The organism is Sinimarinibacterium flocculans (assembly GCF_003201205.1).
GTDB lineage: Bacteria > Pseudomonadota > Gammaproteobacteria > Nevskiales > Nevskiaceae > Solimonas > Solimonas flocculans.
Genome location: NZ_QICN01000036.1, coordinates 1 through 1,148, shown reverse-complemented (window position 1 = coordinate 1,148; position 1,148 = coordinate 1). Strand labels below are relative to the sequence as shown.

The window sequence follows — 1,148 nt, the reverse complement described above, 5'->3', positions numbered from 1 at the left end:
ATGTCGAAGGAAAAGTTTGAGCGCAAGAAGCCGCACGTGAACGTGGGGACGATTGGTCACGTGGACCATGGCAAGACGACGACGACGGCGGCTTTGACGAAGGTGTCTGCGGACAAGTTCGGCGGCACGTACGTGCCGTACGACCAGGTGGCGAAGGCGTCGGAATCGCAGGGCCGTCGCGATGCGACGAAGATCCTGACGATCGCGACCTCGCACGTGGAGTACGAGACCGAAGGTCGCCACTACGCGCACGTCGACTGCCCGGGGCATGCCGACTTCGTGAAGAACATGATCACGGGCGCCGCGCAGATGGACGGCGCGATCCTGGTCGTGTCGGCGGTGGACGGCCCGATGCCGCAGACGCGCGAGCACGTGCTGCTGGCCAAGCAGGTCAACGTGCCGAAGATCGTGGTGTGGCTGAACAAGTGCGACCTGGTCGAGGACGCCGAGCTGCTGGACCTGGTCGAGATGGAAGTGCGCGACCTGCTGAGCAAGTACGGTTTCGACGGCGACAACACCCCGGTGATCCGCGGCTCGGCGACCAAGGCCATTGCCGGTGAAGCCGAGTGGGTGGGCAAGCTCGAAGAGCTGTACAACGCCATCGACACCTGGATTCCGGAGCCGGAGCGCGAGACCGACAAGGCCTTCCTGCTGCCGATCGAAGACGTGTTCTCGATCTCGGGCCGCGGCACCGTGGTCACCGGCCGCATCGAGCGCGGCGTGATCAAGGTGGGCGAGGAAGTCGAGATCGTCGGCATCCGTCCGACGGCGAAGACCACGGTGACGGGCGTCGAGATGTTCCGCAAGCTGCTGGACCAGGGCCAGGCGGGCGACAACGTCGGCGTGCTGCTGCGCGGCACGAAGAAGGAAGACGTGGAGCGCGGCCAGGTGCTGTGCAAGCCGGGTTCGATCAACCCGCACGCCAAGTTCGAGGGCGAGGTGTACGTGCTGACCAAGGAGGAGGGCGGTCGTCACACGCCGTTCTTCAAGGGCTACCGTCCGCAGTTCTACTTCCGTACGACGGACGTGACGGGCAGCATCGAGTTTGGTCAGGAGATGGTGATGCCTGGCGACAACGTGCAGATGACGGTGGAGCTGATCAGCCCGATCGCGATGGAAGAAGGCGTACGCTTCGCCATCCGCGAGGG

General features: G+C 64.5%; 1 protein-coding gene. It reads left to right on the top strand.

The features are described 5' to 3' along the window. Positions 1-1,148: elongation factor Tu (gene tuf, locus C8D93_RS20290; RefSeq protein WP_110267099.1), on the top strand; the 1,148-nt coding region annotated here is incomplete at its 3' end.